Annotated in this window: 27 protein-coding genes; 12 read left to right on the top strand and 15 right to left on the bottom strand. The window is 34.5% G+C overall.

Going from position 1 to position 26,276, the window contains the following annotated elements:
- Window positions 1-8 precede the first annotated feature (8 nt).
- From hisF to PHV37_05900, 6 genes are all read left to right on the top strand, one after another.
- The gene (gene hisF, locus PHV37_05925) at window positions 9-779 is read left to right on the top strand and encodes an imidazole glycerol phosphate synthase subunit HisF (protein ID MDD3237620.1); all 771 of its coding nucleotides are present in this window, start codon (window positions 9-11) and stop codon (window positions 777-779) included.
- Window positions 772-1,359 carry a hypothetical protein gene (locus PHV37_05920; GenBank protein ID MDD3237619.1) on the top strand — a complete coding sequence of 196 codons (588 nt, stop codon included), beginning with the start codon at window positions 772-774 and terminating at the stop codon, window positions 1,357-1,359. The genes hisF and PHV37_05920 overlap by 8 nt, the downstream gene beginning before the upstream one ends.
- Before the next feature lie 80 nt (window positions 1,360-1,439).
- A complete protein-coding gene (locus tag PHV37_05915; GenBank protein MDD3237618.1) occupies window positions 1,440-2,405 on the top strand; it encodes a HEAT repeat domain-containing protein in 966 nt (321 codons plus the stop codon).
- Entirely contained in the window at window positions 2,398-3,078 is a 681-nt protein-coding gene (gene queC / locus PHV37_05910) for a 7-cyano-7-deazaguanine synthase QueC (protein ID MDD3237617.1), read from the top strand. The genes PHV37_05915 and queC overlap by 8 nt, the downstream gene beginning before the upstream one ends.
- 14 nt (window positions 3,079-3,092) lie before the next feature.
- Window positions 3,093-3,674: a DUF366 family protein gene (locus PHV37_05905; protein MDD3237616.1), complete on the top strand. Its 582-nt coding sequence runs from the start codon at window positions 3,093-3,095 to the stop codon at window positions 3,672-3,674.
- On the top strand, window positions 3,658-4,329 hold the full coding sequence (locus PHV37_05900) for an SPOR domain-containing protein (GenBank protein ID MDD3237615.1): 672 nt from the start codon (window positions 3,658-3,660) through the stop codon (window positions 4,327-4,329). Before PHV37_05905 ends, PHV37_05900 begins: the two co-directional genes overlap by 17 nt.
- A gap of 82 nt (window positions 4,330-4,411) precedes the next feature.
- Here the strand turns inward: PHV37_05900 and PHV37_05895 are convergent, their stop codons facing one another.
- Together PHV37_05895 and PHV37_05890 are read right to left on the bottom strand one after the other, a co-directional pair.
- Window positions 4,412-4,957 (bottom strand): hypothetical protein, encoded by a 546-nt coding sequence (locus PHV37_05895; protein MDD3237614.1) that lies wholly within the window; start codon window positions 4,955-4,957, stop codon window positions 4,412-4,414.
- A 269-nt stretch (window positions 4,958-5,226) separates the two neighbouring features.
- Window positions 5,227-6,093 carry a radical SAM protein gene (locus PHV37_05890; protein ID MDD3237613.1) on the bottom strand — a complete coding sequence of 289 codons (867 nt, stop codon included), beginning with the start codon at window positions 6,091-6,093 and terminating at the stop codon, window positions 5,227-5,229.
- A gap of 238 nt (window positions 6,094-6,331) precedes the next feature.
- Between PHV37_05890 and PHV37_05885 the strand changes: the two genes are divergently transcribed.
- From PHV37_05885 to PHV37_05875, 3 genes are all read left to right on the top strand, one after another.
- Window positions 6,332-6,502 carry a hypothetical protein gene (locus PHV37_05885; protein ID MDD3237612.1) on the top strand — a complete coding sequence of 57 codons (171 nt, stop codon included), beginning with the start codon at window positions 6,332-6,334 and terminating at the stop codon, window positions 6,500-6,502.
- A 96-nt stretch (window positions 6,503-6,598) separates the two neighbouring features.
- The gene (locus PHV37_05880; GenBank protein ID MDD3237611.1) at window positions 6,599-6,994 is read left to right on the top strand and encodes a thioredoxin family protein; all 396 of its coding nucleotides are present in this window, start codon (window positions 6,599-6,601) and stop codon (window positions 6,992-6,994) included.
- A complete protein-coding gene (locus tag PHV37_05875; GenBank protein ID MDD3237610.1) occupies window positions 6,987-7,700 on the top strand; it encodes a cytochrome c biogenesis CcdA family protein in 714 nt (237 codons plus the stop codon). Before PHV37_05880 ends, PHV37_05875 begins: the two co-directional genes overlap by 8 nt.
- A gap of 1 nt (window position 7,701) precedes the next feature.
- Here the strand turns inward: PHV37_05875 and PHV37_05870 are convergent, their stop codons facing one another.
- On the bottom strand, window positions 7,702-8,703 hold the full coding sequence (locus PHV37_05870) for an acyl-CoA dehydratase activase (GenBank protein MDD3237609.1): 1,002 nt from the start codon (window positions 8,701-8,703) through the stop codon (window positions 7,702-7,704).
- Between the two features lie 180 nt (window positions 8,704-8,883).
- On the opposite strand from PHV37_05870, the gene PHV37_05865 reads away from it, so the two are divergent.
- On the top strand, window positions 8,884-10,689 hold the full coding sequence (locus PHV37_05865; protein ID MDD3237608.1) for a hypothetical protein: 1,806 nt from the start codon (window positions 8,884-8,886) through the stop codon (window positions 10,687-10,689).
- Here the strand turns inward: PHV37_05865 and PHV37_05860 are convergent.
- From PHV37_05860 to clpP, 5 genes are all read right to left on the bottom strand, one after another.
- The gene (locus PHV37_05860; protein MDD3237607.1) at window positions 10,686-12,980 is read right to left on the bottom strand and encodes a DEAD/DEAH box helicase; all 2,295 of its coding nucleotides are present in this window, start codon (window positions 12,978-12,980) and stop codon (window positions 10,686-10,688) included. The genes PHV37_05865 and PHV37_05860 overlap by 4 nt on opposite strands.
- A 15-nt stretch (window positions 12,981-12,995) precedes the next feature.
- Window positions 12,996-14,045, bottom strand: a complete 1,050-nt coding sequence (gene aroF, locus PHV37_05855) for a 3-deoxy-7-phosphoheptulonate synthase (GenBank protein MDD3237606.1) — start codon at window positions 14,043-14,045, stop codon at window positions 12,996-12,998.
- Window positions 14,046-14,058: 13 nt separating this feature from the next.
- Window positions 14,059-15,054, bottom strand: a complete 996-nt coding sequence (locus PHV37_05850; GenBank protein ID MDD3237605.1) for an NDP-sugar synthase — start codon at window positions 15,052-15,054, stop codon at window positions 14,059-14,061.
- An 81-nt stretch (window positions 15,055-15,135) separates the two neighbouring features.
- Window positions 15,136-16,521, bottom strand: coding sequence for a signal recognition particle protein (gene ffh / locus PHV37_05845; protein ID MDD3237604.1), 1,386 nt, complete (start codon window positions 16,519-16,521; stop codon window positions 15,136-15,138).
- Window positions 16,522-16,648: 127 nt separating this feature from the next.
- On the bottom strand, window positions 16,649-17,257 hold the full coding sequence (clpP, locus tag PHV37_05840) for an ATP-dependent Clp endopeptidase proteolytic subunit ClpP (protein MDD3237603.1): 609 nt from the start codon (window positions 17,255-17,257) through the stop codon (window positions 16,649-16,651).
- 101 nt (window positions 17,258-17,358) lie between these two features.
- Between clpP and PHV37_05835 the strand changes: the two genes are divergently transcribed.
- A complete protein-coding gene (locus tag PHV37_05835) occupies window positions 17,359-17,877 on the top strand; it encodes a hypothetical protein (protein ID MDD3237602.1) in 519 nt (172 codons plus the stop codon).
- Window positions 17,878-17,942: 65 nt separating this feature from the next.
- Entirely contained in the window at window positions 17,943-19,400 is a 1,458-nt protein-coding gene (locus PHV37_05830; GenBank protein ID MDD3237601.1) for an FHIPEP family type III secretion protein, read from the top strand.
- Between the two features lie 55 nt (window positions 19,401-19,455).
- Here PHV37_05830 and PHV37_05825 read toward each other — a convergent pair whose 3' ends face one another.
- The 7 genes from PHV37_05825 to PHV37_05795 form a co-directional block, all read right to left on the bottom strand.
- Complete coding sequence (locus tag PHV37_05825) at window positions 19,456-20,466, bottom strand: hypothetical protein (GenBank protein MDD3237600.1); 1,011 nt, start codon at window positions 20,464-20,466, stop codon at window positions 19,456-19,458.
- Window positions 20,466-21,623: a hypothetical protein gene (locus PHV37_05820; GenBank protein ID MDD3237599.1), complete on the bottom strand. Its 1,158-nt coding sequence runs from the start codon at window positions 21,621-21,623 to the stop codon at window positions 20,466-20,468. Before PHV37_05820 ends, PHV37_05825 begins: the two co-directional genes overlap by 1 nt.
- A 190-nt stretch (window positions 21,624-21,813) precedes the next feature.
- Window positions 21,814-22,845 (bottom strand): alcohol dehydrogenase catalytic domain-containing protein, encoded by a 1,032-nt coding sequence (locus PHV37_05815; GenBank protein MDD3237598.1) that lies wholly within the window; start codon window positions 22,843-22,845, stop codon window positions 21,814-21,816.
- A 2-nt stretch (window positions 22,846-22,847) separates the two neighbouring features.
- Window positions 22,848-23,855 (bottom strand): alcohol dehydrogenase catalytic domain-containing protein, encoded by a 1,008-nt coding sequence (locus tag PHV37_05810; protein MDD3237597.1) that lies wholly within the window; start codon window positions 23,853-23,855, stop codon window positions 22,848-22,850.
- 57 nt (window positions 23,856-23,912) lie between these two features.
- Window positions 23,913-24,653 (bottom strand): tRNA (guanosine(37)-N1)-methyltransferase TrmD, encoded by a 741-nt coding sequence (trmD, locus tag PHV37_05805; GenBank protein ID MDD3237596.1) that lies wholly within the window; start codon window positions 24,651-24,653, stop codon window positions 23,913-23,915.
- Complete coding sequence (gene rimM / locus PHV37_05800; GenBank protein ID MDD3237595.1) at window positions 24,650-25,162, bottom strand: ribosome maturation factor RimM; 513 nt, start codon at window positions 25,160-25,162, stop codon at window positions 24,650-24,652. The genes trmD and rimM overlap by 4 nt, the downstream gene beginning before the upstream one ends.
- A 2-nt stretch (window positions 25,163-25,164) precedes the next feature.
- Window positions 25,165-26,223, bottom strand: coding sequence for a hypothetical protein (locus tag PHV37_05795; GenBank protein ID MDD3237594.1), 1,059 nt, complete (start codon window positions 26,221-26,223; stop codon window positions 25,165-25,167).
- Between the last annotated feature and the right edge of the window lie 53 nt (window positions 26,224-26,276).

Raw genomic sequence — 26,276 nt, 5'->3', positions numbered from 1 at the left:
ATATTGGAATGCTTGCAAAGAGAATTATCCCTTGCTTGGACGTTAAAAATGGTGAAACCGTAAAGGGGGTAAATTTTGAAAATTTACGTTCGGCAGGTGACCCGGTTGAACTTGCTAAACGTTACTCTGATTGCGGTGCTGATGAACTTGTCTTCTTGGATATCACTGCGACAAACGAAGCACGAAAAACAACCGTGAAAATGGTCGAAGCAGTAGCAAAACAAGTCTTTATTCCATTTACTGTCGGTGGTGGGATAAAATCTGTTGATGATATGAAAATATTATTGCAAGCCGGTGCTGATAAAATAGCTATAAATTCTGCTGCTGTAAAAAATCCGCAATTTGTAAAAGAAGCTTCGGATTATTTTGGCTCGCAGTGCGTTGTTGTTGCTATTGATGCAAAATTTGTTGATAATGATTATTTTGTCTTTATTAATGCAGGTACAAAAAATACCGGAATTAAACTTTCTGATTGGTGTAAACAAGTCGAAGAACTTGGTGCGGGTGAGATTTTGTTAACCTCTATGGATGCTGACGGCACTCAAAACGGGTTTGATATTGAAATGACAAAGTTGGTGTCTACTTCTGTTGGTATTCCGGTTATTGCTTCTGGTGGTGCAGGTGCTGATTCTCAACATTTCGTTGATGTTTTTAAAGATGCAAAAGCTGATGCCGCATTAGCTGCTTCAATTTTCCATTTTGGCATGCTTCCTGTTCCTAAGTTAAAACAAAAATTGATTGAGCAAAATATATGTGTCAGAGAGGTTGAAAATGCCTGAAGTTGTACCTTTTGACCCTGGATTTGCTCCACTTGTTGAAAATTTTTCATCTTCTATTGACATTGTCCATCAAGTATTATTTTCTATCAAAAATTTTAATCAGAAAAAGCTCAAATACAGAATGTTTGAGCCCAAAATCTTTGCTTTGATAAAGAATAACGTTGGCTTTTATGCAGGTTGTTTGCTTTGGGCATATTTTCTTGTCAATGAATACAAAGATTACCCCAGATCCCTTTCAGGAAATGTATTTGCGTCCATGACTCCAGATGAAATTGAAAATTATGATTTTAATCAAGAAATTGATTTTATTACGGTTTATTTAGAAACGTATGTTCGAGATGCAAAGTATTATTTGAGTAAAAATGTAAATTTGGATAAAAAAATAACAATAATTCTCTCTTTATATAAAGAATTTTTAAATCTTAACGATGGCAGCTTTATAGGTGTTAAAACCACTGCCGATATATGTTTGCCGAAAATGTTGTCTGATTTTATGCCTGATTTCAATGTTAAAAAAGAAATTGATATTGCTATAAATACAAAAAGTCTTGAACATTTTTTAACGTTGAACCTGTTTTAAAAATCTTCTAAACACTTAAATTCCTTGAATTTATTTCGTTTTTTTTATATGCTAATAGGAAATAAGAAGACAGTGGATATATGCAAAACAATAATTCTTTAAATTTAGAAGAACTCGCATTGCAATGTAAACTCAACACTGCTGTTGAAGCATCTGAAACAATCGGTCTAATTAAAGAGCTCGCCAAACAATATGACGAGTCTGATTTGGTGCTTATTTATAATTACTTTTTTGATAGAAGCACTGTCTATGAGGTGATTATGCTCCTCATCAGACTGATTGATAAATTGCGTGACAAGTCTAGTGTCAGCGTTCTTGTTGATACTTTGATTATGCGTGAAAAATTTAAAGACAGAATTAAAGACGAAGATTCAAGAACTCAAATTAGAGTTATGGTTGCAAAGGCACTTGCTAATTTGAAAGATACTCAAGCCGTTTACCCGTTGCTGTATTGCCTTAATAATAAAGATGAAAATTATAAAATTCGTTTAAGCTGTGCAGAAGCTCTGGGCAAAATCGGAGATAAATATGCAGTTTCACCATTGGTTGATTTGCTCGAAGATGAAAATGAATCTTCTGTTTATATCAAAGAATCTGCTGCTACCGCTTTGGGCATGCTTGGTGATATGAAAGCTGTTGACCCGCTTGTTTCTATTCTTGAAACGAAAAAAGGCATTATTGATAAGTTTACTTTTTTAAAAGAGCGTGCAATCGAAGCCTTGAATAAAATTAATTTTAAAAGTGATAGAGTCTTTAAGGCTTTGAAAAATTCATTGATAGATGAATCTGTTCAAGTCAGGATTAACGCCATTGAAGCGTTAATGAATACAGATGACGATAGAGTTATTCCTTTAATAAAGTCAATGTTGAATGATATTGACCAAGAAGTTGTAAAAAATGCTGTTATTGCCCTTTATAATCTTGAAGGGGAAGAAATATTGGCAGAAATTTTACATAAAGAAGATTCTTCTGATTTTGCAAAACTTGAAGCGAGTTCTTTGCTTGATGAGATTGCTCATGATGATGAGGATGATGAAAATGAATAAAGGGTTGATTCTACTTTCAGGTGGTTTGGATTCATTGGTGAGCCTTGCTTGTGCCAAAGATGAGTACAATATTTCCACTGCATTGACTTTTGATTATGGTCAAAAAGCCTTTGTTAAAGAGAAAGAGGCTTCCTCTAATATATGTAATTATTATGGTATTCAGCACAGAGTTATATCTTTAGATTGGCTTGCTTTGATTACGCATACTTCTTTAGTCGCCAATGAAGAAGTGCCTTATTTGGATAATGAAGACCTAGATGAAAAAATTCTTACCGAAGAAAGTTCAAAGGCTGTTTGGGTACCGAATAGAAACGGACTTTTTATAAATATTGCAGGCTCTTTTGCTGATTCTTTCGGATTTACTCATATAGTTTTTGGTGCAAACAAAGAAGAAGGTGCGACTTTTAAAGATAATACTCCTGAGTTCGTGGACGCTGTAAACCTATCCTTGAAACATTCTGTAAATCAACCAGTCAGAGTTATTGCCCCTTTAATTGACTATGATAAAAACCAAATTGTTGATATTGCGGTCAAAAAAAATGTCCCGTTGAAATTGGTTAGAAGTTGTTATCTCGATGGTGATTCCCATTGCGGAGAATGTGAATCATGCCTTAGGCTGAAACGGGCTTTGGCAAGTAACAACAGGCATGACTTGATAAATTTACTATTTTAGATGAAAATGTAATTATGAAAATAAAAGTTGTTGATGAACCAATAAAATATACAGGGGCTGAATTGGCTCCTCATTGGATTTATAAAAAATTTCACATACTTGGTGATGCTGCTGTCGCTTTTATCGGTGAATGCGAAGTTAATTTAACCGAAATGGTCGATATTGAAGACGTTATTAACAATGAACCCATATACAGTAAGTCTATGATAAATATTATCTTAGAGCATTTCAATATCAATTTACCAGAAGGTGTTTTACGTCAACGTCTTTTGATTACTACGATAAAGGAATATATCGAACAAAATTATCCAGATGTGAAAATTCGTAGAAATGGTGACGACATTTTTATAAATGATAAAAAACTTACAGTGTCTATTGCAACAAAATCTATAAATTCAGTATTAATTCATACAGGTATAAATATTGACCCGACTGGTGCTCCTGTTAATGCTTCAGGTTTACAAACTGACTTAAACGTGACAGATTGCAAAAAATTTGCTAAAAATATATTAGAGAATTACAAAAATGAGATTGCAGATATAAAAGATGCAACTTGTAAAGTTAGAGGAGTAATGGAATATGGAACCCGAAAATAATGAAAGCTTGCAAAAAGCTAAAAATAAAAGAGTTCTTTATTTGTTTTTTGCGACATTCTTTTTGAGTATGTTTATTGTTGGTTTTTTAATTAAAGCCCTTTCTCCAAATGTTGATGTCGAAATCGGTGACGATTCATCTGACCAAATTACAGAGGAAACTCCTGATGAAGCAGAATCTGCCTCATCTGCGGTTGATGATAGATTAAAATGGATACAATTTGAGGATAATATGCCTGGCGTTTCAAAACGCTTAGGTGAACAGAATGCTCAAACAGAGGACGATGCACAGGCTCAAAAGGATAAAATTAAAGAATTTAAAAACCCTGCATCAACTCAAAATTCTCAAGATGGTACTACTGTCAAAAAGTTGACGCCTCCAGTGCCGACAAGTTCTGAGGCAATTAGACATTCGACTTCTGCTACTGAACCATTACGTATGTCCAAAGTTATTGTTGGTTATTACTCTTCTTTAGACCAAGCTATATCTGTTCAAAATCGTTTGATTGATTCAGATTTGAATATTTCCCCGTTTATCAAGCAAGTCAACGGATATTATGTTGTGCAGGCTGGTTCTTACGCTAACAGGCAGAAGGCTCAAACACTACATTCTCAAATATCTTCAATGGGGCTTCCAGCCAAATTAATTGCAGAGTAAATATTTTTTGCAAATAAAAAAGCCCCTGATAGGGGCTTTTTGATATAGTAGAGAGATTCGGTTATTCGGTTGGTAATTATTGTTAGCCGCTGTATTTTGGAGCGGATTTTTCGATTGCTTTTGTTTCTGCTTCTTCGACCTTTGTAAGTTCAGCTTGAGCCGCATTTAATTGAGTTTCTAATTTCAATCTTTGTTGGTCAAGTTCTTTTTCAATCGCTTCGATTTTCTTTTGTTCAGAGTTGCCTGCAGCTTGCATAGCTTGTTTTAAGTAAGATTGGTATAAAGCACTTGTGTTCAATGAAGAAGTAGTTCCACTCGGGTCAATTGTATTAGCAAGTGAGCCGTTTGATTGTTGATTTAAAGCATTATATTGAGCAGTATAAGCTTGTGTAGCTTGATTTGCTTGAGCCATAGAGTTGTTGAATGTTGTTGACATATAATTGCTTTGACGTTGGAACAAAGATGCTGATGAGTTAGCAGCTTCTTCAGGTGTTATAACACCATCAGAGATATTCGCTGCATAATTAGCTAAATCCTGAGTCTTTTGTGAGATTTCCATTAATTTTGCGTTTAAATTGTTGACTCTGTTTGTGAGCATCAACTTACGCATTGTAAAAATCGCGTACATAACCTTTTCTCCTACCTTTAAGTTTTTATTTACTAACCGTACTTTAATAAAAACAAATTAAAATAGAGAATTGCTTTTTCCTTTTTGTTTTTTTAAAATAAGCGAAATTAGAGAAAAAGCCTGATATTATTGGATATTAGGTGTATTTATTATCCAAAAAACAGGCTTTGATAGGTAGATAGTATATATTGTTTATATTTTTTGTATTTAAAAAATATTTATAAAAATCAAAAATAAATACTTAATATTCGTTTACAATTCAACTTTAATTAAGATTTATTAAGTCTTAAAGAGAATAATGGCTGCTTGTTTTTTATACATTGTGAACAAAAATTTGTTTCAAGATAATTTTTCTTTGAATATTCTTCAAAGTTTGAGCCACACCTTCCTCGGTGGTCGCCAATTAGCAATAGGCAGTTGTAGATGCCTGAGTTCGTCAAGACTCTGCCTTTTGCACAATCAAGCATGGAAAGGTCGTAATTTGTGCTTTGTTGAGATTGTGCAAGCTCGTTTTTGTTCATATAGGGGACAATGTTGTAGTTTATTTCGTCTGTTTCTATGTCAAATTTGTTAAAAACTAATTTGAAATTGTCGATTATTTCATTTTCGTCCATGTTCCAGTAATTGACGATTGTTAAAATCGGATTGAAACCGTATTTAACAAGGCTTTGTATTGCATGTATGGCTTTTCTGTAGGCACCTCTGCCTCTTAATTCGTCATTTTTTCTTTCGTCAAAATTGTCGATTCCGATACGAAAAATTATTTCGTGACCGGCATCATTTTCTTCTTCAACTTTTCTTAGGAATCTTGCTTTTTTGTCATTAATGCTCATACCGTTTGTATGAATTACGACTGATGTATGCTTTAGACAATATCGAAGTATTGAATTAAAATCCGGATGAAGCATTGGCTCCGCTCCAGAGAGATGTATAAATTTTAGTTTTTCATTTTTCAAGGTTATTAGTGCATTTTTTATTTTATCCAGCGGAATGAAATCTTTAATTTTTTTCTGTTCATTAAATTCTATATAGCAGTGTTTACATTTTAAATTGCAATTTTTGCCTGTCATTTCGATAAATAGTGATTCTAAATCTTTCATTTCTACGCTTGGTGCTGTAAGTATGGAATTGTTCATAGTCTTGTTACCTTCTAACTCTACTTATGTCTCGAAAGTATTGTAGCTGACTAAAAGCTATTCGAAAATTAGACACACGAGTAAAAAACATGGACTGGTTAGCTATTTACATCTGAGGTATTTGTGAGATTCTTATTATGATAATTATATTTTGTATGATGATTTTTAAACCAAATCGCTGATTATATTTACCTTTTGGAGAATTGTGTCGATATCTTTATTACAAAGGAGAGAGAAAATGGCTACAATAATTGAAAATCCAAAAGGAAGAAGAATTGTAAAAGTTTCGACAGATGATGTAATAAACATTGTAAGAGAATATCAGTCAATTACATATGCAAAGAAAAGTTATTATGAAATCCGAGCAGCATTAAATGCACAAGAATTGTATATTCCCGAAGACATTTAAAAGTATAGCTTTAAAAATAACCGACTATGCAATATCCGGCGGTAATATGTTATAGTAAGTTGTGTTAGAATTTACATAAGACAAGGGAGAGAGTCTATGAAAAATTTGGTCATAATTTTACTTGTAATATTGTTGCCGGTTATTGCATATATTACTTTAGATAACAAAAAAAATTCCGATATAATTTCAGTTGCCGAAGCCGGGGATAAGCCTGTGGTTATGATATTCAGCTCAGCAATGTGTTCTGATTGTCAAAAACTTAAAAAAATTATTGCTGTTGTTGAGCCAAAATATACAGACAAAATTTCTTTTATGAAGTTAGATGCGGCATCTGCTGATCCAAAAATTCAATCTTTAGTCAAAAAAAATAAAATCTATTTGGTTCCGACAATGATATTTTTAGATTCAAAAGGACAACAAAAAATGAGAACAGAAGGCTCTATGACACAATCAGAGCTTGAAAAAAAACTAAAGGCGTTAATTGATGGATAATTTGATTTCAACATTAACTCATTTTGTTCAATCCGGCAATATGCCGTGGTTGATTTTGTTGGTGTCCTTTTTGGGTGGAGTGTTGGCTTCTTTGTCACCGTGTAGCTTAGGTGTTTTACCTTTGGTTATTGGATATATCGGAGGCTATGCGAAAGACGGAAATAAAAAAATCGCTATTCAATTAGTATCTTTCGCCTTTGGCTTGTCTGTTATGCTTAGTATCATTGGAGTCGCCTGTGCTCTTACCGGTAAGGCTTTCATTGGGTTCTCATCTCCGATATGGATTTTGCTCTTGGCATCATTGATAATGTTGTTCGGGCTTAATATATTAGGGGTAGTGGACATTCCTTTTCCGACTTTGGTTAAGCAGTTTCCCCAGACGAAAGGCAATAGTTATTTTGTATATCCTGCGTTAGTCGGATTATTCTTTGCATTAGCATCTACGCCATGTTCATCACCCATATTAGCGTCAATTATGGCTATGGCATCATTATCTGCAAATATTTTGTTTTCTGTCGCAATGTTGTTTTTATTTGCTTTGGGACAAAGTTTAATTGTCATAATTTGCGGTTTATTTACTTCGATGCTTAAAAATTTAAGAGCAATGATAAAATTCACGGAAATACTTATGAAAATGAGCGGCGTGCTTTTTATAATAATGTCGCTTTATATATTTTATAAAGTATTCAGTCGGTTTATGGTTTAGTTTATATATCCCATTTTCCGCAAGTGCCACCCCAACGAGCAATAATATTTTGGTGTGCGTCTTTTGCTTTTAAAAGTTCATGGTTTGAAACTTCACCTTCAACAATTGTGATAATTTCGCAACTGTTAGAGCAGCCTGAGCATTGGTTTGTAAACGAATTAAATGTCATTTCACCGACTTCAAAACCTTTAAAAGTTGTAGGAGTTTCGGTATATTGGTGGTTTTCCATAGCGAGCAAAGCAGCACCGATTGCACCCATATTTTGGTGATTTTCAGGAACAACAATTTTTGTATTCAAAGCTTCTTCAAATGCTTTAACCATACCTTTGTTAGTCGCTACGCCACCTTGAAAAGTTACGGTTGGTAAAATTTCTTTACCTAAAGCCAAATTGCTTAAATAGTTACGAACTAAAGCTTGGCAAAGTCCATACAAAAGGTCTTCTACTGGATAACCGAGTTGTTGTTTATGGATGAGGTCACTTTCTGCGAAAACGCCACAACGCCCTGCGATTCTTGCTGGTGATTCGGATTTCAAAGCCACATCGCCAAAGTTTTCGATAGGTACATTAAGTCTTGAGGCTTGTTGGTCCAAGAAGCTTCCAGTTCCTGCAGCACAAACAGTGTTCATCGCAAAGTCTGTAACTATTCCATCTCTTAATATAATAATTTTACTATCTTGACCGCCTATTTCCAAAATTGTTTGAACGCCTGGTACATAAGTGCTTGCAGCTACAGCGTGTGCTGTGATTTCGTTTTTTATAATATCTGCACCAACAAGAGCTCCTGCCAAGTTTCTTCCGCTTCCTGTAGTCCCTACTCCCATAACGCTGTATTCGCAAAGTGCTTGTTCTATAATATGTCTAAGACCCGTTTGGACAGCTTTAACAGGTTGACCTGATGTGCGAACCATGTAACTGTCGACAAATTTTCCTTTTTCATCAACTAAAGCTATTTTAGTTGTTACAGAACCTACATCTATCCCCAAGTAAACGTTTAATGACATTTATTATATTCCTTCTCAATCGATAATTTATTATTATGATAACCCAAACAATATTGATTTTAAAGCTAATTGAGCCCTATTTTGTTAATATTTATAAACGTTATTCTCTCAAAACGCAAAAAAAATATTTTTTCAATTTAAAATGTATGTACTTATAGCATAATAAAGGCGATATATGAGTTGACAATACTTGATACATACAGACTTTTTAGGGGATATGAAACTCCATATAATAATTGGAAAAATGAACAAAATAATTTGGACAACAAACGCCAGGTTCTAAACTCCCAGGGGAAAAATTTGGATTCTAATATTGATTTGTCCCAAAAAAAAGCACGAGTTGTTGCTGATTCAATGCTTGTTTTGGATAGTATTGCACAATCCAAGGCGGAAGATGTTGAGGCCGTTTTTCAAACTTTGCAAATAGAATTGCTTGCCGGTTTGTCTGCCGTCACGTCTATCCCTACTTTAATCAAAAAGACTATACCTGCTTTAGAAAAACATAGTGAAAATTCACAAATTGCAAAAAAATCAGCTTCTTTATTGCAAAAATATGATAAAGCGGAATTAAAAATCGGTAAGTTTAAAATACCTGTTTCTAAGGCTCTTACAGGCGTTGCGGCAGTTGTTTCTGCTTTTGTCTATATCCCGACCGTTACTGATTTTGTAAAAAATCAAATAGGTGCAACTCGTAGAGCAAAATTTGAAACTATGCAAAATGAACTTTCTGATATGCATGATTTTTCAGTTTTAAATGATGCTCAAGAACAAGAAGTTAAAAATACTGTAGCTTCTAATAATAAATCTGTAAAATCTAACGAAGAAGCTAAGTTTACAGATACTATTCAAGATGCTTTAGATAGAATAAATATACCAAAATCTATTAACGAAGTGAAAGACTTATTGAAAGGTAAACAACATTATTTGGCTCAAAAAGAGCAATATGAAACTAATTTGAAAAAATCTGAAGCATATTTTAATAAGCCTTTGTCACTTGAAGATGAAAAGACAGCAAAAGAAGATAAGCAAATTTTTCAAAATATTTTAAAACAAGTTGACTTAAATTCCCAAGACGATTTAGAAAGAGTTGAAAAAATTGTAAATGTCGGATACGGCTCTTTGTTTGTTGGTGGCTTTTTGGAGTATTTGCTCTCTGATACTGCAGTTAAAGCACTTCATATAAAAAATCCTATAGCAAACAAAGCATTGTCTTTAGGGATTCCATTGCTTACATATATGCTTTTGAATAAAAATCTTGCAAAGTTTCAAAATGGAGCAATTAAGTCTGTCCGATACAAAAACCTTACAGACTTGGTTAATAATAAAAAAGACTTCAATGTCTATAGTGACGAGGATTTGAGCAACGTTAATGATGCTAAAAATGAAAACCAAAAGACGAAAGAAGGGATTATTCCGTTTGTTAAAAGAATTTGTGCTGAAATGAAAGAATATAAAAGGTTTAGGGCTGAAGATTTACCTTTGTTAAAAGAAAATATAAAAGCAAAACGCAAAATCCAATTAACAGATGAACAACAAGACGATGCACGTTTGTTGCAACGTAACACTTTTATGACTATAAATTCTGTCGAAGACAATAATCAAAAGTTATCTGAAAGCATTGAGGCATTGTCTGAAATAGCGTTGGCTCCTATTGAAATTGCATCGACAGCTATTGGAGGCTTTCTTGGTGATAAATTGGCAAAGACAGTCAAAGCTACAAAATGCAAAGGATTATATACTGCATTAGGTGCCGTTGTAGGGTTTATACCAAGTGCACTTGCTGAAATATATACTACTGGGCAGCAACGCCAAGCTTTGAGAATTTCAAGCATGTTGACAATGGAGGAGTTAAAAGATTATAAATCATTTGCCGATTATGACAAACGGTCATTTAAGCAGCAATTAGACTCAAAATTTGCTTTTAGCAGTAATGTACCCAATACATTTGTTCCTTTTCAACAAAAGTTCGGGCATTATATTCGTTAGTCAATGTCAATTGGTTCGCGTTGTATTTTCATGATAGCTTCTTTCGCTGTTAATGCGATTGATTCGGGCACATTCGGTACAACGCAAAGTTGACGCAAAACATCAATTGTTCTTTTGAAGCATCTTACGATATCGCCTTCAGCTTGCTCAACTTGGTTGATGATAAAGTCCCAATCGCTACCGTTTACCCACATCTCAATTAATGGTGAGTAGAATGAGTTTATATACATTTCAGTTTTAATATCCTCATCTCGTTGCCAAACTGCGACACGTTTCCTTATATCTTTAATTTTGTTGAGTGCTCGTTTTACATTTGTACTAATTGGTTGTTGAGCATAGACTTCTGTCCTTAAATCTTCTGTTGTTACAGCACAAATAACGCTTGCAAGTTCCCCTGGTGAGAGCTCGTCTAAAATTCCTTTTAAAATTACTTCTGATAGAAATAATTCGTTTTCAGCTCTTAATGCTGAACATGTTTTTCCTTTTTCGGTCGGGTAATCATCAACGATGTAGCCTGCATTTTTTAATACATTCATATGCGAAATGAAATTTCTCCAATAAATATCTTTTTCATTTTCAATATTTTTAGATAATTGTTTATATCTTTTTTCGTATCTTTCTACTACTTCAAGGTCTTTCATGTGTTTTTTATAGTTTCTGCAGATGTCGCATTGATAACCTTTCAACTGGTTTTGGAAGCCTTTAGTTTTTGCCATGTATTCATTGACTTCGGGAGCATCTTTTTCGCCCCGCCCCTTTGCTTGCTTAATCAATGTTTTTGTTAATTTGCGGTAAGTTACAAAAGTTTCTTTAAGCTTGTTGAAATCAATCAAGTCTTTGTTTGACAGGTCGTAAGGGCATTTGAAACCTTTTAATTTTTCTAAGGTTTGTGACATTTGTTCTTCTTGCGAAAGAAGAGGCTTTAGCCTGTCTGTTGAAGAAAAATATCCGAAACTTTTTAAGATAAGTTGTTGAGCTTCTTCTACGGTGAATTTTTGAAGCAGATTTAATACCATTGAATAGCTCGGTGCAAAACGGCTTTCTAATGGGTTTGAGTTGCTTGTAACAAGCTCTGCAACCTCCTCAGGGCTTTGAAAAGGAGTTCCGACAACTACGACATACCCGATTTCATCCATTCCACGACGACCAGCACGTCCTGACATTTGCAAAAATTCGTTTGCAGTTAATATTCTGTGTCCAGAGTCGGTTCTCTTGCTTATTGCACTAATTATGGTTGTTCTTGCCGGCATGTTTATACCTGCAGCAAGTGTCTCCGTTGAAAATACAACTTTAATTAAACCTTTTTGGAATAACTTTTCAATCAAGACTTTCCAGCCCGGAAGCAATCCGGCATGGTGTGAGGCAACGCCGCAGTATATGTAATCTAAATGTTTATTTTTTGCTAAATATGGATTTTCTTTTAAGTACGTGTCGACAATCTTTCTGATTTCTTTTGCTTCATCTTTTGAAACCAAGCATAAATCAGAACATTTTTCCATTTGTTCATCACATTTTTTTCTTGAAAAAGTGAAATATATTGTAGGTAGCATATTTTTTTCATGTAAAACTGATATTACATCTTTTGCTGTGTTTTTTAGTCCAAAGTTTCTTTTAAATCCTTTTTGTTTTTTTTCAGGTTTAATTTTTTTGTTAAGTTGACCGTCTGGTGTTAAAAGGGGCAAAATATCGTTCGGTTTTGATGAATCGTAGTAGAAAAATCTTAACGGAACCGGTCTGAAGTCTGTATAGACAAGTTGTGTTTTAGAATGGACGGTGTTTATCCAGTCGCATAATTGTTGAGAATTTGCAACAGTTGCACTTAATGCGATAATTTGGATATTGGGAGGGCAATAGATAATGCTTTCTTCCCATACGGTTCCTCTTTGTTCGTCATTCATATAGTGAACTTCGTCTAAAACTACGTATTTAACATTTTTAATGTTTTCAGCAATTGAGCCCAAATTTGTGCCGTAAAGCATATTACGAAAGACTTCTGTTGTCATGACAACAATTTGTGCATCACGGTTAATTGAGGTGTCGCCGGTTAGCAGTCCGACTTTATCTTCGCCATATTTTGTTCCGAAGTCAGTAAATTTTTGATTTGAAAGAGCTTTCAGCGGAGTAGTATAGAATATTCTTGTTCCGTCTTCTAGAGCTTTGTGTATAGCATGTTCAGCAATACAAGTTTTTCCGGCTCCTGTAGGAGCACAAACGACAATACTTTTGCCGTCATTTATATAATTGACAGCTTCTTTTTGAAAGTCATCAAGTTCAAAATCAAATTTATACAATTTATACCTATTTTTCTATTTATTGGCTTGAGCCAATGCTTTGTTGTCGTAATCAATCCTACCGATTAATTTATTAAGGCGTTTAGCAACTTCTTTGAATTGTTTAATATTAAGGCTTTGAGCTCCATCAGAAGATGCGTTTTCAGGATCATGATGTACTTCCATCATAACGCCATGAGCACCGACTATAAGTCCTGCTTTTGCCATAGGCTCTACTAAATATCTTCTGCCGGTTCCATGACTAGGGTCAACGATTACTGGCAAGTGTGAATATTTTTTGATAATCGGTACAGATGCAATATCCATAGTATTTCTGCTGTAGTTATTGTCTACACCTTTTATTCCTCTTTCGCAAAGAATAACTTTGTCGTTGCCGTTACACATGATGTGCTCTGCAGCGAGTAAAAATTCTCTTATTGTTGCTGCTCCACCTCTTTTTAGAAGTACGGGCTTTGTTGATTTGCCGACAGCTTTTAGCAATTTGAAGTTTTGCATATTTCTGGCTCCGATTTGTATAACGTCAGCATATTGTTCAACCAATGACAATTCTTGAGTGTCCATAACTTCTGTAACAACTAAAAGACCTGTTTTTTCTCTGGCGATAGCAAGGTATTCCAGTGCTTTTTCTTCTAGTCCTTCAAAATCATAAGGTGAAGTTCTTGGTTTAAATGCACCACCTCTAAGAAATTGACAGCCCATTTCCTTTGCTGCGTCTGCAACTTGTAAAAGCCCGTTGATATCTTCTTCGACGCAGCATGGTCCAACCATCATTACTGGTTTTTCAAGTCCACCGATTCTTACGCCGTTACTAAATTCAATTACAGTATCTTGAGAGCGTCCTTCTCTTGAAGCAAGTTTGTAGGGCTCTTGGATAAGTTTTACACGTCTGACACCTTCAAAAGAAGCTATTGCGTGTGGCTCAATAAGTCTTTTATCGCCAATTGCAGCGATGACCGTCATAACATCACCTTTGTTTATGATTGTTTTAAATTCTTTTTTTTCAAGGTGGTTTACAACATTTCGAATTTCTTTTTCTGTTGCGTTTGGTTCCATTATTATTATCATATTTTTTGTCCTTTTATATAAGTTCTTTACATTCAAAAATTTCGTTTTCAATTGACTGGTTGACAATAGCTCCAGAGTCTATAATGCAATTTTTTATTTGGACGTTAGGTTTTATTTTGACATTATTCCAAATTATAGAGTTATCAATAGTTACGTTTCCGTTAATATAACAATTATCCCCGATAACGATATCGTTTAAAAGAGTTACATTGTCAGCTATAAATGTATTTTTTCCTTTGACTAATTTATAAGTTGATGTGATTTCTATATCGACATCAGGAATAGTTATTTTTTTATTCAAAATATCATGAGTTGATTCTATATATTGTTCTAAAGAGCCGATATCGCTCCAATAGCAGTCAGTTGTATAAGTATTTATTTTAATCCCGTTTGCAAGTATATTCGGGAAAACGTTTTTAGCAAAATCGTAAGTCGTATTTTTAGGAATAAAGTTAAAAATTTCATATTTGAAAATATAAATTCCGGTGTTGATTAAAGTACTTTTAGCTTCTGTAATAGATGGCTTTTCTTGAAATTCTTGAATAAATCCCTTGTCGTCAATTACGACTACACCGAATTTATTTACTTCGTTTTTATCAACATTTTTGGTTACCATTGTTGCAATGGCGTCAGATGATTTGTGAGCGTTAATTGCCTCTATAATATTGATATCAGTGACCCCGTCAGCTGACATGACAATAAAATCTTCATTCTTATCGAAGAAAAATTGGCATTTTTTTACGCCGCCGGCAGTTCCTGATAATTCTGTTTCATTTAAAAATTCTATAGAGCAATCAATATCAGAGTTTCTGTATTTTTCGTTAATTTTATCACCAAGGTAAAATGTATTTGCAATAATATTTTTGATTCCAGATTTAGAAAGATTTTTAAGTAAAATATCCATTGGGGGAATATTGGCTATTGGAACCAAAGGCTTTGGAATATTTTGGGTCAACGGGTCTAATCTTGAACCTACGCCAGCCGCCATTATCATTGCTTTTTTGACCATTTTGTCTCTCTTAAATATATTTTTCTATTTATCCAACTTAAAATATTCATATACTATTTTAGCACAATCGTCAAAGTCGGGCTACTTAAAGGGAAATCCTTTGCCAAATCCTGTTGGCATATTACCCATTCCTTTTGGGATTTTAAGTTTGCCTTTTTTAACTTTTTCTTTAACGTCCGAGAATCCTTTCATCATCTTTCTCATTTGGTCAAATTGAGTGATGATTTGGTTAATCTCATGCATAGGCAGTCCGCAGCCTGCAGATATTCGTTTTTTTCTGCTGGAATTTATTAATTCAGGGTTAGCTCGTTCTTTTGGTGTCATGCTTGAGATAAAAGATTCGATTTTTTTGAATTGTTTTTCACCTTCTGTTGCGATGGCTTCTTTGTTTTCTTTGTTAAGCCCGGGTATTGGCAACATTCCCAAGATATTTTCAATAGAGCCGAACATTTTCATTTGTTTTTGCATTTTTAAAAAGTCATCGAATGAAAATTCGGCTTTTTTCATTTTTGCTTCAAGTTCAACAGCTTGTTTTTCGTCAAAAACTTCTTGAGCTTTTTCAACAAGAGAAACGATATCGCCCATCCCCAAGATTCTGTCAGCCATTCTTGCAGGATAAAAATCATTAAGCGGTTCTATTTTTTCGCCCATGCCTGTAAATTTTATGGGCTTGTTAGTGCAGTGTACGACGCTTAAAGCGGCACCACCACGGGAGTCGCCGTCTAGTTTTGTTAAAATGACGCCAGAAATCTCTAATTGAAGATTAAAGTTTTCCGCAATATTGATAGCTTCTTGACCTGTCATTGCGTCAATTACGAGGAGTTTTTCTTGTGGCTGGAATACTCTATCAATAATTAAAAGTTCAGCCATCATTTCGTTATCGATTTGTAAACGTCCTGCGGTATCTATTATAACAGGATTAAAATTATTTTCTTTTGCATAGTTGATTGCAGAGCTAACGATATTTTGGACATCTTTAGAACCATCTATGGTGTATACGGTTGTATTTGTTTGTTCTCCGAGTGTTTTAAGCTGAGAAATTGCAGCAGGTCTATAGACATCAGCTGCGACTAAAAGAGGTTTTTTACCTTCTTTTGATAGCTTCATTGCCAATTTTGCACTGGAAGTTGTTTTTCCGGAACCTTGCAATCCGAGCATCATAATTAAAGCAGGATTTCCCTCCAAATTTAACGTGGATTGTTCTTTCCCGAGTAAATTTGCGAGTTCATCATGGACAATTTTTATGAGTTGTTGAGTTGGGCTCACGCTAGTTAAAACGGATTCTCCCTCAGCTCTTTCTTTTATTGTGCTTATAAAAGATTTTACAACTTTTAAGTTTACATCAGCTTCAAGTAATGCTCTGCGAACTTCTCGCAAGGCATCTTGCATGTTTTCTTCAGTTAATGTGTCATTACCTGAAGTTTTTCTTATTATTTCTTGTAATCTTTCTGATAAATTATCAAACATCGTGGCTTAATGATACTATGAATAGAGAAATTCTTCAATCGCAATCCTAATTATTTTACACTTATACAATATAAAAAGAGTGCTAAATGAATGAGCACTCTTTTGTCTTTTTGCAATGTTTAATATATTATGCTTGATTAACGCTTTCAATAACTTTGTCTATTAAACCGTATTCGACGGCCTCATCTGCACCCATATAGTGGTCACGTTCTGTATCTTCTTTTATTTTTTCAATTGGTTGACCGGTATGCTTTGCGAGCAATGAATTTAAGGTGTTTTTCATTCTTAAAATTTCTTTAGCCTCAAGCTCAATATCAGAAGCTTGTCCTTTTGCACCGCCTAACGGTTGGTGAATCATTATTCTGGAGTGTGGAAGTGACATCCTTTTACCTTTTGTACCTGCGGAAAGTAGGAAAGCTCCCATGCTTGCTGCTTCCCCGATACAGATTGTACTTACATCGGCACGGATATGCTTCATTGTGTCAAATATTGCCATACCTGCAGTAATAACACCTCCAGGGCTGTTAATATACATCATAATGTCTTTTTCTGGATTTTCGCTGTCCAAAAGCAAGAGTTGAGCAACTATTGAGTTTGCCATTTCATCGTCAATTTCTTCTCCCAAGAAAATAATTCTTTCTCTTAAAAGTCTTGAAAAAATATCAAATGAGCGTTCACCTCTGGATGAAGCTTCAATGACAGTAGGTACGTAGTTTAAAATTTGTCTATCGTTCATTTTATCCTCTGTTTCTGATTATTTAGAACTATGTTTTTAATTATAGCCACTTTGTATAAATTGAACAATACTTTAATGTGACTATATGATAATATTATATTATGAACATGGACATGATTGCGGTAAAACTCAATAATCCGGAGGATTTGTTGCCAAATCCAAGTTGTCCTTCGGGGGTGATGGACAATCAAAAGACTATTTATACCCATGCTTATGAGTCTTCAAAATATCCGGTGATTGTTCTTCCTGAAAAAATATATGATAATACAGGTGATTTTTTATCTGATGGCTATTATTCCATTGCATTGTCTGATGACAAAAAGTTTTTGTTACTTATTCAAAGTAATATTCTTAAAGCTAAAATTCCTGCTTTTGATGTTGTGATTGCTCAAAAAACTCAACAAGAGCTTGAAGAAGAACAAGAATATTTGAATAAAATAGAATCTGAAAATCAGAAAAAACGATATCGAAAATATAGACAAGCTAAACAAGAATACGAAAATTATAAATTGAAACAACAAGCAAAAATGCGTGCTGAGATTTTGGATTCAGGGCAAGGCTTTTTTATCGTAAAATATAATAATGTCGACGTTTCAGCAAAAGGCTATATATATAAATAAGAGATGAAATTCTCTGCGAAAAATGTTATGATTAAAATGCAGAATAGTTTTATGAGGTAGTTTTAATGATTAAACAGTCGCATGCACAATATTGCATCAAATCTTGTCCTTGTGACGATGTTGAACAGTTGGAAACTTTGCTTAATTCAATGTCAGAACTCGGTTGGGAATTGTATTCTATGCATGAAGCAGAAAACGATGATTCTATCAATTTTAATTGTATTTTTGTAAAAGATTCTTCTCCTGAAGATGACGATGATGATTCACTCGATTTCTTGGGCTTTAAATCTAAAATGGAAAGAATAATGAACCCTGCTCTGGAGCCTATTGATATCTGCCTTGATATTCAGAAAAAAATACGTGATAAAAGACAAAAAATTGCACAGATTAAGTCTTTTTTGGATTCTACTTCAGAAGATAGTAGAGCTGATTTGAATGTGGAAATGTCTGTTACCTTAAAAGAATTATCTGATTTAAAAAAGAAATTATTACAGATTATGTCCCCTGATGTGATGGAACATAAACTCGGCGAACATAAATTAAGTATTGCTTTATCAGAAGAACTTCTTGATATTGTCAATCCTGACAGTGAAGCAAATCTCATTGCACAAATTGTGAAAGTTAGACAAGATTTCACTGAAAGACTCGGTTATATTATTCCCAAAATTATGATTACCGAAGATGATGACTTGCAAGCAAATGAGTTTTTTGTAAATGTTCGTGGTATCCCTGTCTTTAGAGCCACTGCTTATTCTGGACATATTATGTATTTCCGTGACGATTTGGCTGTCTCTAAGTTGCCAAAAGACTCAATTAAGGAAATCGACTATATTACAGGTAAAAATATTGTTTGGATAGAAAAATCTAAAACAAAAGATTATTGGACTCAAGGGCTTGAACCGAGAGAATATATATCCCGTGCAATTGAGTTTGTCGTGACTAAGCATATTGAAGAAATTTTTGATTATTCTGACGTAAATCGTTATATTGAAATAGTCGGAAATCAAAATTTGTACTTAATCGAAAATATTATACCCGATTATCTCTCTATAGCAGAGTTAAAATACATTTTAGCAAATCTTGTCAAAGAAAAAGTTTCTATAAAAGATATTATGTATGTATTTGAGAAAATTAATGATTTTGCAGATGAACCCTCAAAAGAAGATTTGTTAGGAAGGCTTAGAATTGCTCTGGCTAGACAAATTTGCCGTTCTGTAGCAACAAAAAATAGTACAATTCAAGCATTTGCTCTGGATGAAAAAATGACTGCATATTTGACAAAAGCTACAGATACAGATGATGTTGTTAGAATTGAAAGTTCAAAAATTGAAAAAATTGCTTCTCGCATAAAATCATCTATAAAGAAAAATGATTTAGATTTGCAAGATATCGTTTTGGTTGCACCAATGGCAGTAAGACATGTCCTTTTTATTGTTCTATCTCAATTTATACCAAACATTTCTGTTATAGCAAAAGAAGAAATAATGTTTGAATATCCTCTTGATGTTATTGATTATGTTTAAATTTAAAAATTTATACAAAAAAACAGGGATTTAAAAAATCCCTGTTTTTAATTATCTAATCATCTTTTTTGTCTTTTTTGTGGTCATCATGATCATGGTCATCATCGTGTTCTTTGTGAACTTCCGGTTTGGTATTTTGTGCCGGTTGGGCTTGTTGCGGAGCTTGTTGAGCTACAGTTTGGGGCTTTTCTTCTTGTTGTTTTGCATTTTGAGCAGTTACTTGAGTTGTTGTTGGTTGAGCCGCTGCTGGTTGTGCACCTTCTGCGTTTGCTTTTTTTCTATGTTGAATTTTAGAACTTAATTTGTTTGCAATAGGTGTCATAAGAACCGGTCCTAAGTATCTGTAGATAAATCCGAAGATTACGAGCGACTTAGCGGCAGAAAGACCTCTGGCTGCTTTGTCAATGTTTTTTAATGATTTTGTTACTGCGTCAGATGCACCAGAAACCGCATTGTCAGTTAATCCTTTTCTAACGGCTTTTGCTGTGCTTTCATCAACTACTGAGCTGATATTTTCGATTAAACCGTCAATTCCTTTTTTCAAGCCGTCTTTTTTTATTGAACCGGCAGCAGCTTTTAATTTGTCTTTAGGTACAGCTGATAAGATGCCTGTTTCCATAATCGTTTTGTTTTTTACTGATTCTTTAAAGCAATCTGTTACATCGCTTACCGTTTTATTGATTTTTCCATCAACAGCATATCCTACAGCAGTTGCAAATGCTGTTACTAAAAAGTCGTTTAGCATCAATGGGAACTTTTGATTTTTTTCCATTTTTTTGTTTCTTGATGTATTAAACATATAGAAACCTGTTATGATGAAGCTTTCCAATGTTAGCAAATGTTTGTAAGAATTGCTGCATTTAGAAAATTTACCAACAGCTTTTTGGAAGCCGGACTTTTCAGCCAACCCAGCAAGTCCTTTGCCTAAAGGTTTACCAACTGTTTTGAGCACATCATCGTAGTTTGGAAGTTTGTGACCAAAACTTTGGTTTTTAGAAGAAGGTTTTTTAAACTTGTCTAAATTAGCATTTTGAGCGTAATTAATAGTAGAATTTGTAATTTTCATTATTTTGTTACTCCTGCAAAGCTTTGGAACACTTGTTTTACTTCCATATTTGGAGGTAGAGGCGTTGCCGCATTTTGAATAGGTGCAGCTTGTTGAGCTGATTGAGCTGGTGGTTGGTTTGAAGCAGTTGTGACAGCTTCTTTTGGTTTGCTTGGTGATTTCTTAATTCCCAAGGCACCTAAGATAATCGGGACTAAAGCGATAGTTGCCATAGCTCTTAATGGCAAGAATACAGGTGAGTGTACTCTTTCTAGGACACCGCCGACGGTACTTTCATAATTGCATAATCTTTTTTCTAAAGTTTTCGTTAATTGTTTTGTTACATCTTTGGCTCCATCAGCAGCGGCTTCCGCTACTTTTTTAGGATGTTGGATTTTGTCTAACATTTTGTCCAAATCTTTGTCAGAAACCAAATCTTTTGCTTTTTTAAGTAAAGTATCAATAGTTTCAGTAGTTGGAGCTTTTTTCATTATTTCGTCTTCAACTATTGCTTGACCTGCGTCTTCAAGTTTTGAAATAGTTGATTTTTTGAAAGCAGTTCTAACGTTTGTAATTAATTCTTCTTTTAAAGTTTCAGGTGCAGTTTTTGAAAGTTTAGATTTTGCTAAATATTCCGCATAAGATGGGATATAATCACCGTCGATAATTTGGTTATTAGCTTTTAATTGTTTTTTAGCAACATCAGTTCCGCTTTTAAATGGTTGAGATATCAAGAATGTAGCACCCAAGCCGATTAAACCGGAAGAAACTGATTTTGCAGCTGCATATCTGTTTTTTTGTTTATTTTCTTCATCTTTTGAAGGTGTAATCATAATTGTAAGAGGTCTTAAAACGCAAGTTAGAGCGACAGCGAATATCGCTTCTGATAGCATTTTATTGTTGTTGACCCAAGTTAATAATTTTTGGGCACTTTTTGAATAAGCAAGTTTTTCGCCCATATTTTGTGCAAATTCAGAAGCACCTTTATTAAGTGTACTTGATGCACCTTTAAAACTTAAACGACCGCTCGTAGCATTTCTCATCTCACTCGCGGTCGTATTAATTCCTTGTAAATTCTCTCTGATTGGCTGTGCACCATACTGCACTTGAGTCGTATTTGACCCCACCATTCCTTGTTTGCCCCTAAAGGCCAAGTGTTCATTTAAACCTATTTTCATGTTTACACTTTCCATTAGCCTACACATATATCTCAACAAGCCTCAAAAAATAATTTGCTAGTTGGATATGAAAATTCTAACAAAAATCTTGTTTTTTGTGTTTAAAATTAGTCTGTTGGGGTTCCAAACGGCTAATTTCCTTGATTATTGTATAATAAAATTTAACTTTACAAAACTTAATAAATAGCTGCTATGGCGTCAAAAGTACTTTTATTGCTTCACCTTTGGCATGCATTTCGAGTGCTTGTTTGGTAAATTCAAGCGGCATTCTTAAGGTTATTAGTTTCTCTACATCAACCTTCCCGTCAGCAATAAGCTGTAAAGCTTGCCTAAAGTATTTTGGTGTGTGATGGAAAACGCTAATTACTTTTATTTCATCATAATGTAGACGCCTAGTGTCAATGTTAATACTTGTACCACCTTTGCAACCTCCGAAAAGATGCACCATTCCGCCTTTTCGGACAAAAGTGAACATTCTTTCCCAAATTTCAGGTTGCCCAACGCATTCAATTGCTACATCAAGTCCTTTTTTTTCTTCAGAGAAAGCTAAAAATATTTTTTCAGGGTTGGGGTATTTCTTCAAATCGACAACCTCATCAACTCCTGCGAACTCTTTTGCAAGCTTGAGCTTTAATGGGTTTCTTCCTGCTGCAATTACTCTGGCTCCTTTTAGCTTTGCAAGTTTTGCAAACATTAAGCCTATTGGTCCTATTCCTACAATGCCAACTGTTTGACCTTCTTTAATTCCCGTTCTTTCAATACCGTGTACAACATTTGCTAAAGGTTCTGAAAAAGCGGCTTTTTCAAAGCTTAAATCGTCAGGCAATTTTATCAGATTTTTTTTGACAATTTGCTCAGGAATTGTGATATATTCGGCATAAGCACCATTTAGAAAACTTAAATTTTCGCATAAATTGTATTCACCTTTTCTGCAAAAAAAACATTTTCCGCAAGGGGCTGAATTTGCAGCTACAACCCTGTCACCTACTTGAAAATCGGTTACGTTTTTTCCGACTTTTTCAATTATTCCGGAAAATTCATGCCCAAAACCGGATGGGGTTTTTTTTATTAAAACGGGGTGTCCTCGTCTATATGTTTTCAAGTCTGTACCGCAGGTTAAAGCAGCTTTGATTTTCACTAAGACTTCGTTAGGATTTGGGTCTTTTATGTTTACTTCTTCGTATCTTATATCTTGAGGAGCGTAAAATTGTACCGATTTCATTTTCATAATTCAATGTAAGCTTTCAATATTTTGTTACTAACAGTATCGTTTATTGCTTTATTTATGTCATCAATTTTGTAGTGTGTGGATAAGTTGTGAACTTTTACTTTTCCTGATTCTAAAAAATTAAAGGAATCTTCTAAATCCATGGGTGATGGTGAGTAACTTCCAAGTATTCTTAGTTCTCTATAATAGATGTCGTTATTTTTAAATCCGGCATCTGTTTTTATACTTGAAAAGATTGTCAATGTGCCGCCGTCACGAATGGCTTTTAGTGCAAGGTTTAAAGTTTTGTCTGAACCTGATGTCATAAAAATTGCATCCATTCCTATAGGGGAAATTTTAGATTTAATTATCTTTTCAACCTGCTCGTCATTTTGAGAAATAAAGGCATTTTCAAACCCAAGTTCTAATGCAAGATTAACCCTTTCTTCTAATAGGTCACAACCATAAGCTTTATATCCTAAGGCTTTTGCGGCTTGTCCCATTAAGAGTCCTATTGAGCCTAATCCAATTACCAAAATGTTTGAATCTGGTTTTAGTTCGCTTCTTTTTACGGCTCTTACACAACATCCTAATGGTTCTAAGAAAGATGCTTCTTCATCAGAAAGATGATTTGAAGGGCAAAAAGCTGTGTTTAATAAGTGTAGTTCTGACACGAAAATGTATTCAGCGAAGCCCCCCGGGAGAATATTTGTTTCTTTGAATTGCTTGCACATGGAGTAATTTTCACCCCAGCAATAGTGGCAATCAAAACATGGCACGTGGTGTCCAAGTATTATTCTATCTCCCAATTCAAAATTTGTATCAGAATTTATTTCAACAATCTCTCCGACAATTTCATGCCCTAAAACAGTGCCTTCTTTTGCTTTACCTGTTCTTAATTTTACTAAATCAGAACCACAAAGCCCGCAACCGTTTACTTTTACGATTGCACCTTTTTTATTTAATGTTGGTCTGTCTAATTCGGCTATTTCTAGTTTGCCGTTTTTTATCAACGATACTTTCATTACATATTCTCTCAAATTTCCAAATATGATTTTAGCACTTAAAAAATAATGTTCAATTTATTCTAAAATATCTTTGTACTCTTTTAATATTTTAATGTCAATTTTAGATAAATTTTGTTTTAAAAAGTTAATCCACATATCGGGGCGTTTTTGTTTAGTCCTGATAAATTGTTGCAGTCTTCTCCATTTGTTGATTTCGGCGTGATTCCCGTTGAGTATTACTTCCGGGACATCTAAATTTTCGTATGAACGAGGTTTTGTATATTGAGGATATTCCAAAAGACCTTCTGAATGACTGTCGAATTTTGCCGAATCATCATCTCCAAGTGTCCCTTTGATAAGTCTTGAAACGCTGTCTATAATGCATAATGCCGGATATTCGCCACCAGTTAAAACAAAATCTCCTAAAGAAATTTCTCTTGCTTTAGATAATGTTCTGATTCTTTCGTCAAAACCTTCGTAGTGACCGCAAATTATGTTTAGTTGGTCTTTTTTTGCAAATTCCCAAGCAATCTGTTGTGTATATTTTTCACCTTGAGGAGTTAGTATTATTGTTTCAGCATTATCGATTTTTTCTATGCTTTTTAATGCATCTAAAAAAGGTTGGCATGCCAAAACCATGCCTGCTCCGCCACCATATGGTGAATCATCAACTTTTTTGTGCTTATCAAGGGTAAAATCACGAGGATTTATTGTATTTATTTGTATAAAATTATTTTCTTTAGCACGTTTTATAATGCTATGATTGCAAGATTGTTTGATTAATTCTGGGAACAGAGTTAAGACATTAAAATTCAATTTATAAGTCCTTCTATGTTGTTAATAATCAATTTTCTGTTTTTTAAATCAACATAAGGAACGAGGTCTTTTACGAATGGAATTAAGTGTTTTTTGTCATTTGTGTCGATAACTGTAAGTAGGTCATTTGCGTTATTTTCTCCAACGGAGCAAACCACGCCGATTTTTTTGTTGTCAGTATCAAATACCTCTATACCTTGGAGATCGCTAACCAAATACTCATCTTGAGCAAGATTATTTTTGACCAGTGATTCTTCAAGATACAAGTTGAATCCTTTGTATTTTTCGGCGTCGTTAATTGAGTTAATTTCATCAAATTTAATTATTGCATACCCCTTGTGAAATTTGACTGAATTGACAATTAGTTTAGTTGTCGAGTCGTTCACTTTTAGGTAAAAGCATTTTGTAGAAGCTATTTGCTCGTCTTTACCTTTTGTAAAGCCGACTTTTACTTCACCTTTAATTCCGTGAAAATTCACTATTTTAGCAACTGAAATAAGATTTTCCATGATTAATCTTTTTTCTTAAATTCCTCAGGTGCATCAGGTCTATCAGGATTCCAACGGTCAAGTCCCATTTGTTTCCTGACAAGTCCGATACCTACATGAACTCGCCATTCGTCCATTTTCAATTGGATAGCGATAATCTTGTGACAGCCGATTGGAGGCAATGGAAGTAATGGTTCATAAAGTGCTTTTATTGCCATTAGTTGATCTGGTGAAACTGCCAATTTTCTTTTTGGGAAAGGAAGTTTCGGTAGCATCATTTTTTGTCTGATTAAATTGATACCAAAGAATACTTTTCTTGCTTCCAAATCAATAGCAGAGCCAATAACTTCGTGAATATCAGGATTTGGCAAAGGTAAAGTTTTTTTATAAAGTATTTCAATTTGTTCAAGTTGTTCTTTGCTGACCAAAAGTTGTTTAGGTCTTTGAGGTCTTCTGTTAAAACCAGGTCTGCGGTTAAATCCGCCTTGAGGTCTGTTGCCACCGCCACGGTTGTAGTTGTTATAAGGTCGGTCACCGCCATGGTCGCCACGGTTATAGTTGTTGTATGGTCTGTCAGCTGGCTGATCGCCTCTGTTGTAGTTGTTGTATTGAGGTCTGTCACCTCTGTCACGGTTGTAGTTGTTATAGGGTCTGTCACCACCACGGTCGCTACGGTTATAGTTGTTGTATGGTCTGTCAGCAGGCTGCTCACCACGGTCACGGTTGTAGTTGTTGTTATAAGGTCGGTCGCCACCACGGTCACGGTTATAATTGTTGTAAGGTCTGTCGCCACCACGGTCACGATTATAATTGTTGTTATAAGGTCGGTCGCCTCTATCACGATTGTAGCTGTTGTATTGAGGTCTGACACCGCCTCTATCAGCATTATAAGGACGTCGTTCTCTGTCACCGTACTCGGCTTCAGAACTATAGGATGCTCTTTGTACAGGCTTTTCAGCCTCAGTTCCAGATTGAGATTCTGTGGATTTTTTTTCAGGATACAAACAATTAGGACAAATAACACGCTTAGGGTTCTTTGTCTCAAACTCTGCTCCACATTTAGTGCACTTATTAATATACATTTAGGTTAGCCCCTTTTATGTTGCAAGTAAAAATGTAATTCCTCTCCGTAACT

It is taken from the genome of Candidatus Gastranaerophilales bacterium (assembly GCA_028693235.1).
GTDB lineage: Bacteria > Cyanobacteriota > Vampirovibrionia > Gastranaerophilales > Gastranaerophilaceae > JAQUVW01.
The sequence above is the reverse complement of the archived record's forward strand: the minus strand, read 5'-3'. Positions and strand labels throughout refer to the sequence as shown.

Bases quoted from the DNA above. Each gene is read 5' to 3' on its own strand.
- PHV37_05835 (MDD3237602.1), top strand. From the start codon at position 17,359: ATGAACATGGACATGATTGCGGTAAAACTCAATAATCCGGAGGATTTG.
- PHV37_05890 (MDD3237613.1), bottom strand. From the start codon at position 6,093: ATGAACAATTCCATACTTACAGCACCAAGCGTAGAAATGAAAGATTTA.
- PHV37_05810 (MDD3237597.1), bottom strand. From the start codon at position 23,855: ATGAAAGTATCGTTGATAAAAAACGGCAAACTAGAAATAGCCGAATTA.
- PHV37_05795 (MDD3237594.1), bottom strand. From the start codon at position 26,223: ATGTATATTAATAAGTGCACTAAATGTGGAGCAGAGTTTGAGACAAAG.
- PHV37_05830 (MDD3237601.1), top strand. From the start codon at position 17,943: ATGATTAAACAGTCGCATGCACAATATTGCATCAAATCTTGTCCTTGT.
- PHV37_05895 (MDD3237614.1), bottom strand. From the start codon at position 4,957: ATGTACGCGATTTTTACAATGCGTAAGTTGATGCTCACAAACAGAGTC.
- hisF (MDD3237620.1), top strand. From the start codon at position 9: ATGCTTGCAAAGAGAATTATCCCTTGCTTGGACGTTAAAAATGGTGAA.
- PHV37_05900 (MDD3237615.1), top strand. From the start codon at position 3,658: ATGGAACCCGAAAATAATGAAAGCTTGCAAAAAGCTAAAAATAAAAGA.
- PHV37_05875 (MDD3237610.1), top strand. From the start codon at position 6,987: ATGGATAATTTGATTTCAACATTAACTCATTTTGTTCAATCCGGCAAT.
- PHV37_05920 (MDD3237619.1), top strand. From the start codon at position 772: ATGCCTGAAGTTGTACCTTTTGACCCTGGATTTGCTCCACTTGTTGAA.
- clpP (MDD3237603.1), bottom strand. From the start codon at position 17,257: ATGAACGATAGACAAATTTTAAACTACGTACCTACTGTCATTGAAGCT.
- rimM (MDD3237595.1), bottom strand. From the start codon at position 25,162: ATGGAAAATCTTATTTCAGTTGCTAAAATAGTGAATTTTCACGGAATT.
- PHV37_05815 (MDD3237598.1), bottom strand. From the start codon at position 22,845: ATGAAATCGGTACAATTTTACGCTCCTCAAGATATAAGATACGAAGAA.
- PHV37_05880 (MDD3237611.1), top strand. From the start codon at position 6,599: ATGAAAAATTTGGTCATAATTTTACTTGTAATATTGTTGCCGGTTATT.
- PHV37_05820 (MDD3237599.1), bottom strand. From the start codon at position 21,623: ATGAAAATAGGTTTAAATGAACACTTGGCCTTTAGGGGCAAACAAGGA.
- PHV37_05885 (MDD3237612.1), top strand. From the start codon at position 6,332: ATGGCTACAATAATTGAAAATCCAAAAGGAAGAAGAATTGTAAAAGTT.
- ffh (MDD3237604.1), bottom strand. From the start codon at position 16,521: ATGTTTGATAATTTATCAGAAAGATTACAAGAAATAATAAGAAAAACT.
- PHV37_05850 (MDD3237605.1), bottom strand. From the start codon at position 15,054: ATGGTCAAAAAAGCAATGATAATGGCGGCTGGCGTAGGTTCAAGATTA.
- PHV37_05905 (MDD3237616.1), top strand. From the start codon at position 3,093: ATGAAAATAAAAGTTGTTGATGAACCAATAAAATATACAGGGGCTGAA.
- PHV37_05870 (MDD3237609.1), bottom strand. From the start codon at position 8,703: ATGTCATTAAACGTTTACTTGGGGATAGATGTAGGTTCTGTAACAACT.
- queC (MDD3237617.1), top strand. From the start codon at position 2,398: ATGAATAAAGGGTTGATTCTACTTTCAGGTGGTTTGGATTCATTGGTG.
- PHV37_05825 (MDD3237600.1), bottom strand. From the start codon at position 20,466: ATGAAAATTACAAATTCTACTATTAATTACGCTCAAAATGCTAATTTA.
- aroF (MDD3237606.1), bottom strand. From the start codon at position 14,045: ATGATAATAATAATGGAACCAAACGCAACAGAAAAAGAAATTCGAAAT.
- PHV37_05915 (MDD3237618.1), top strand. From the start codon at position 1,440: ATGCAAAACAATAATTCTTTAAATTTAGAAGAACTCGCATTGCAATGT.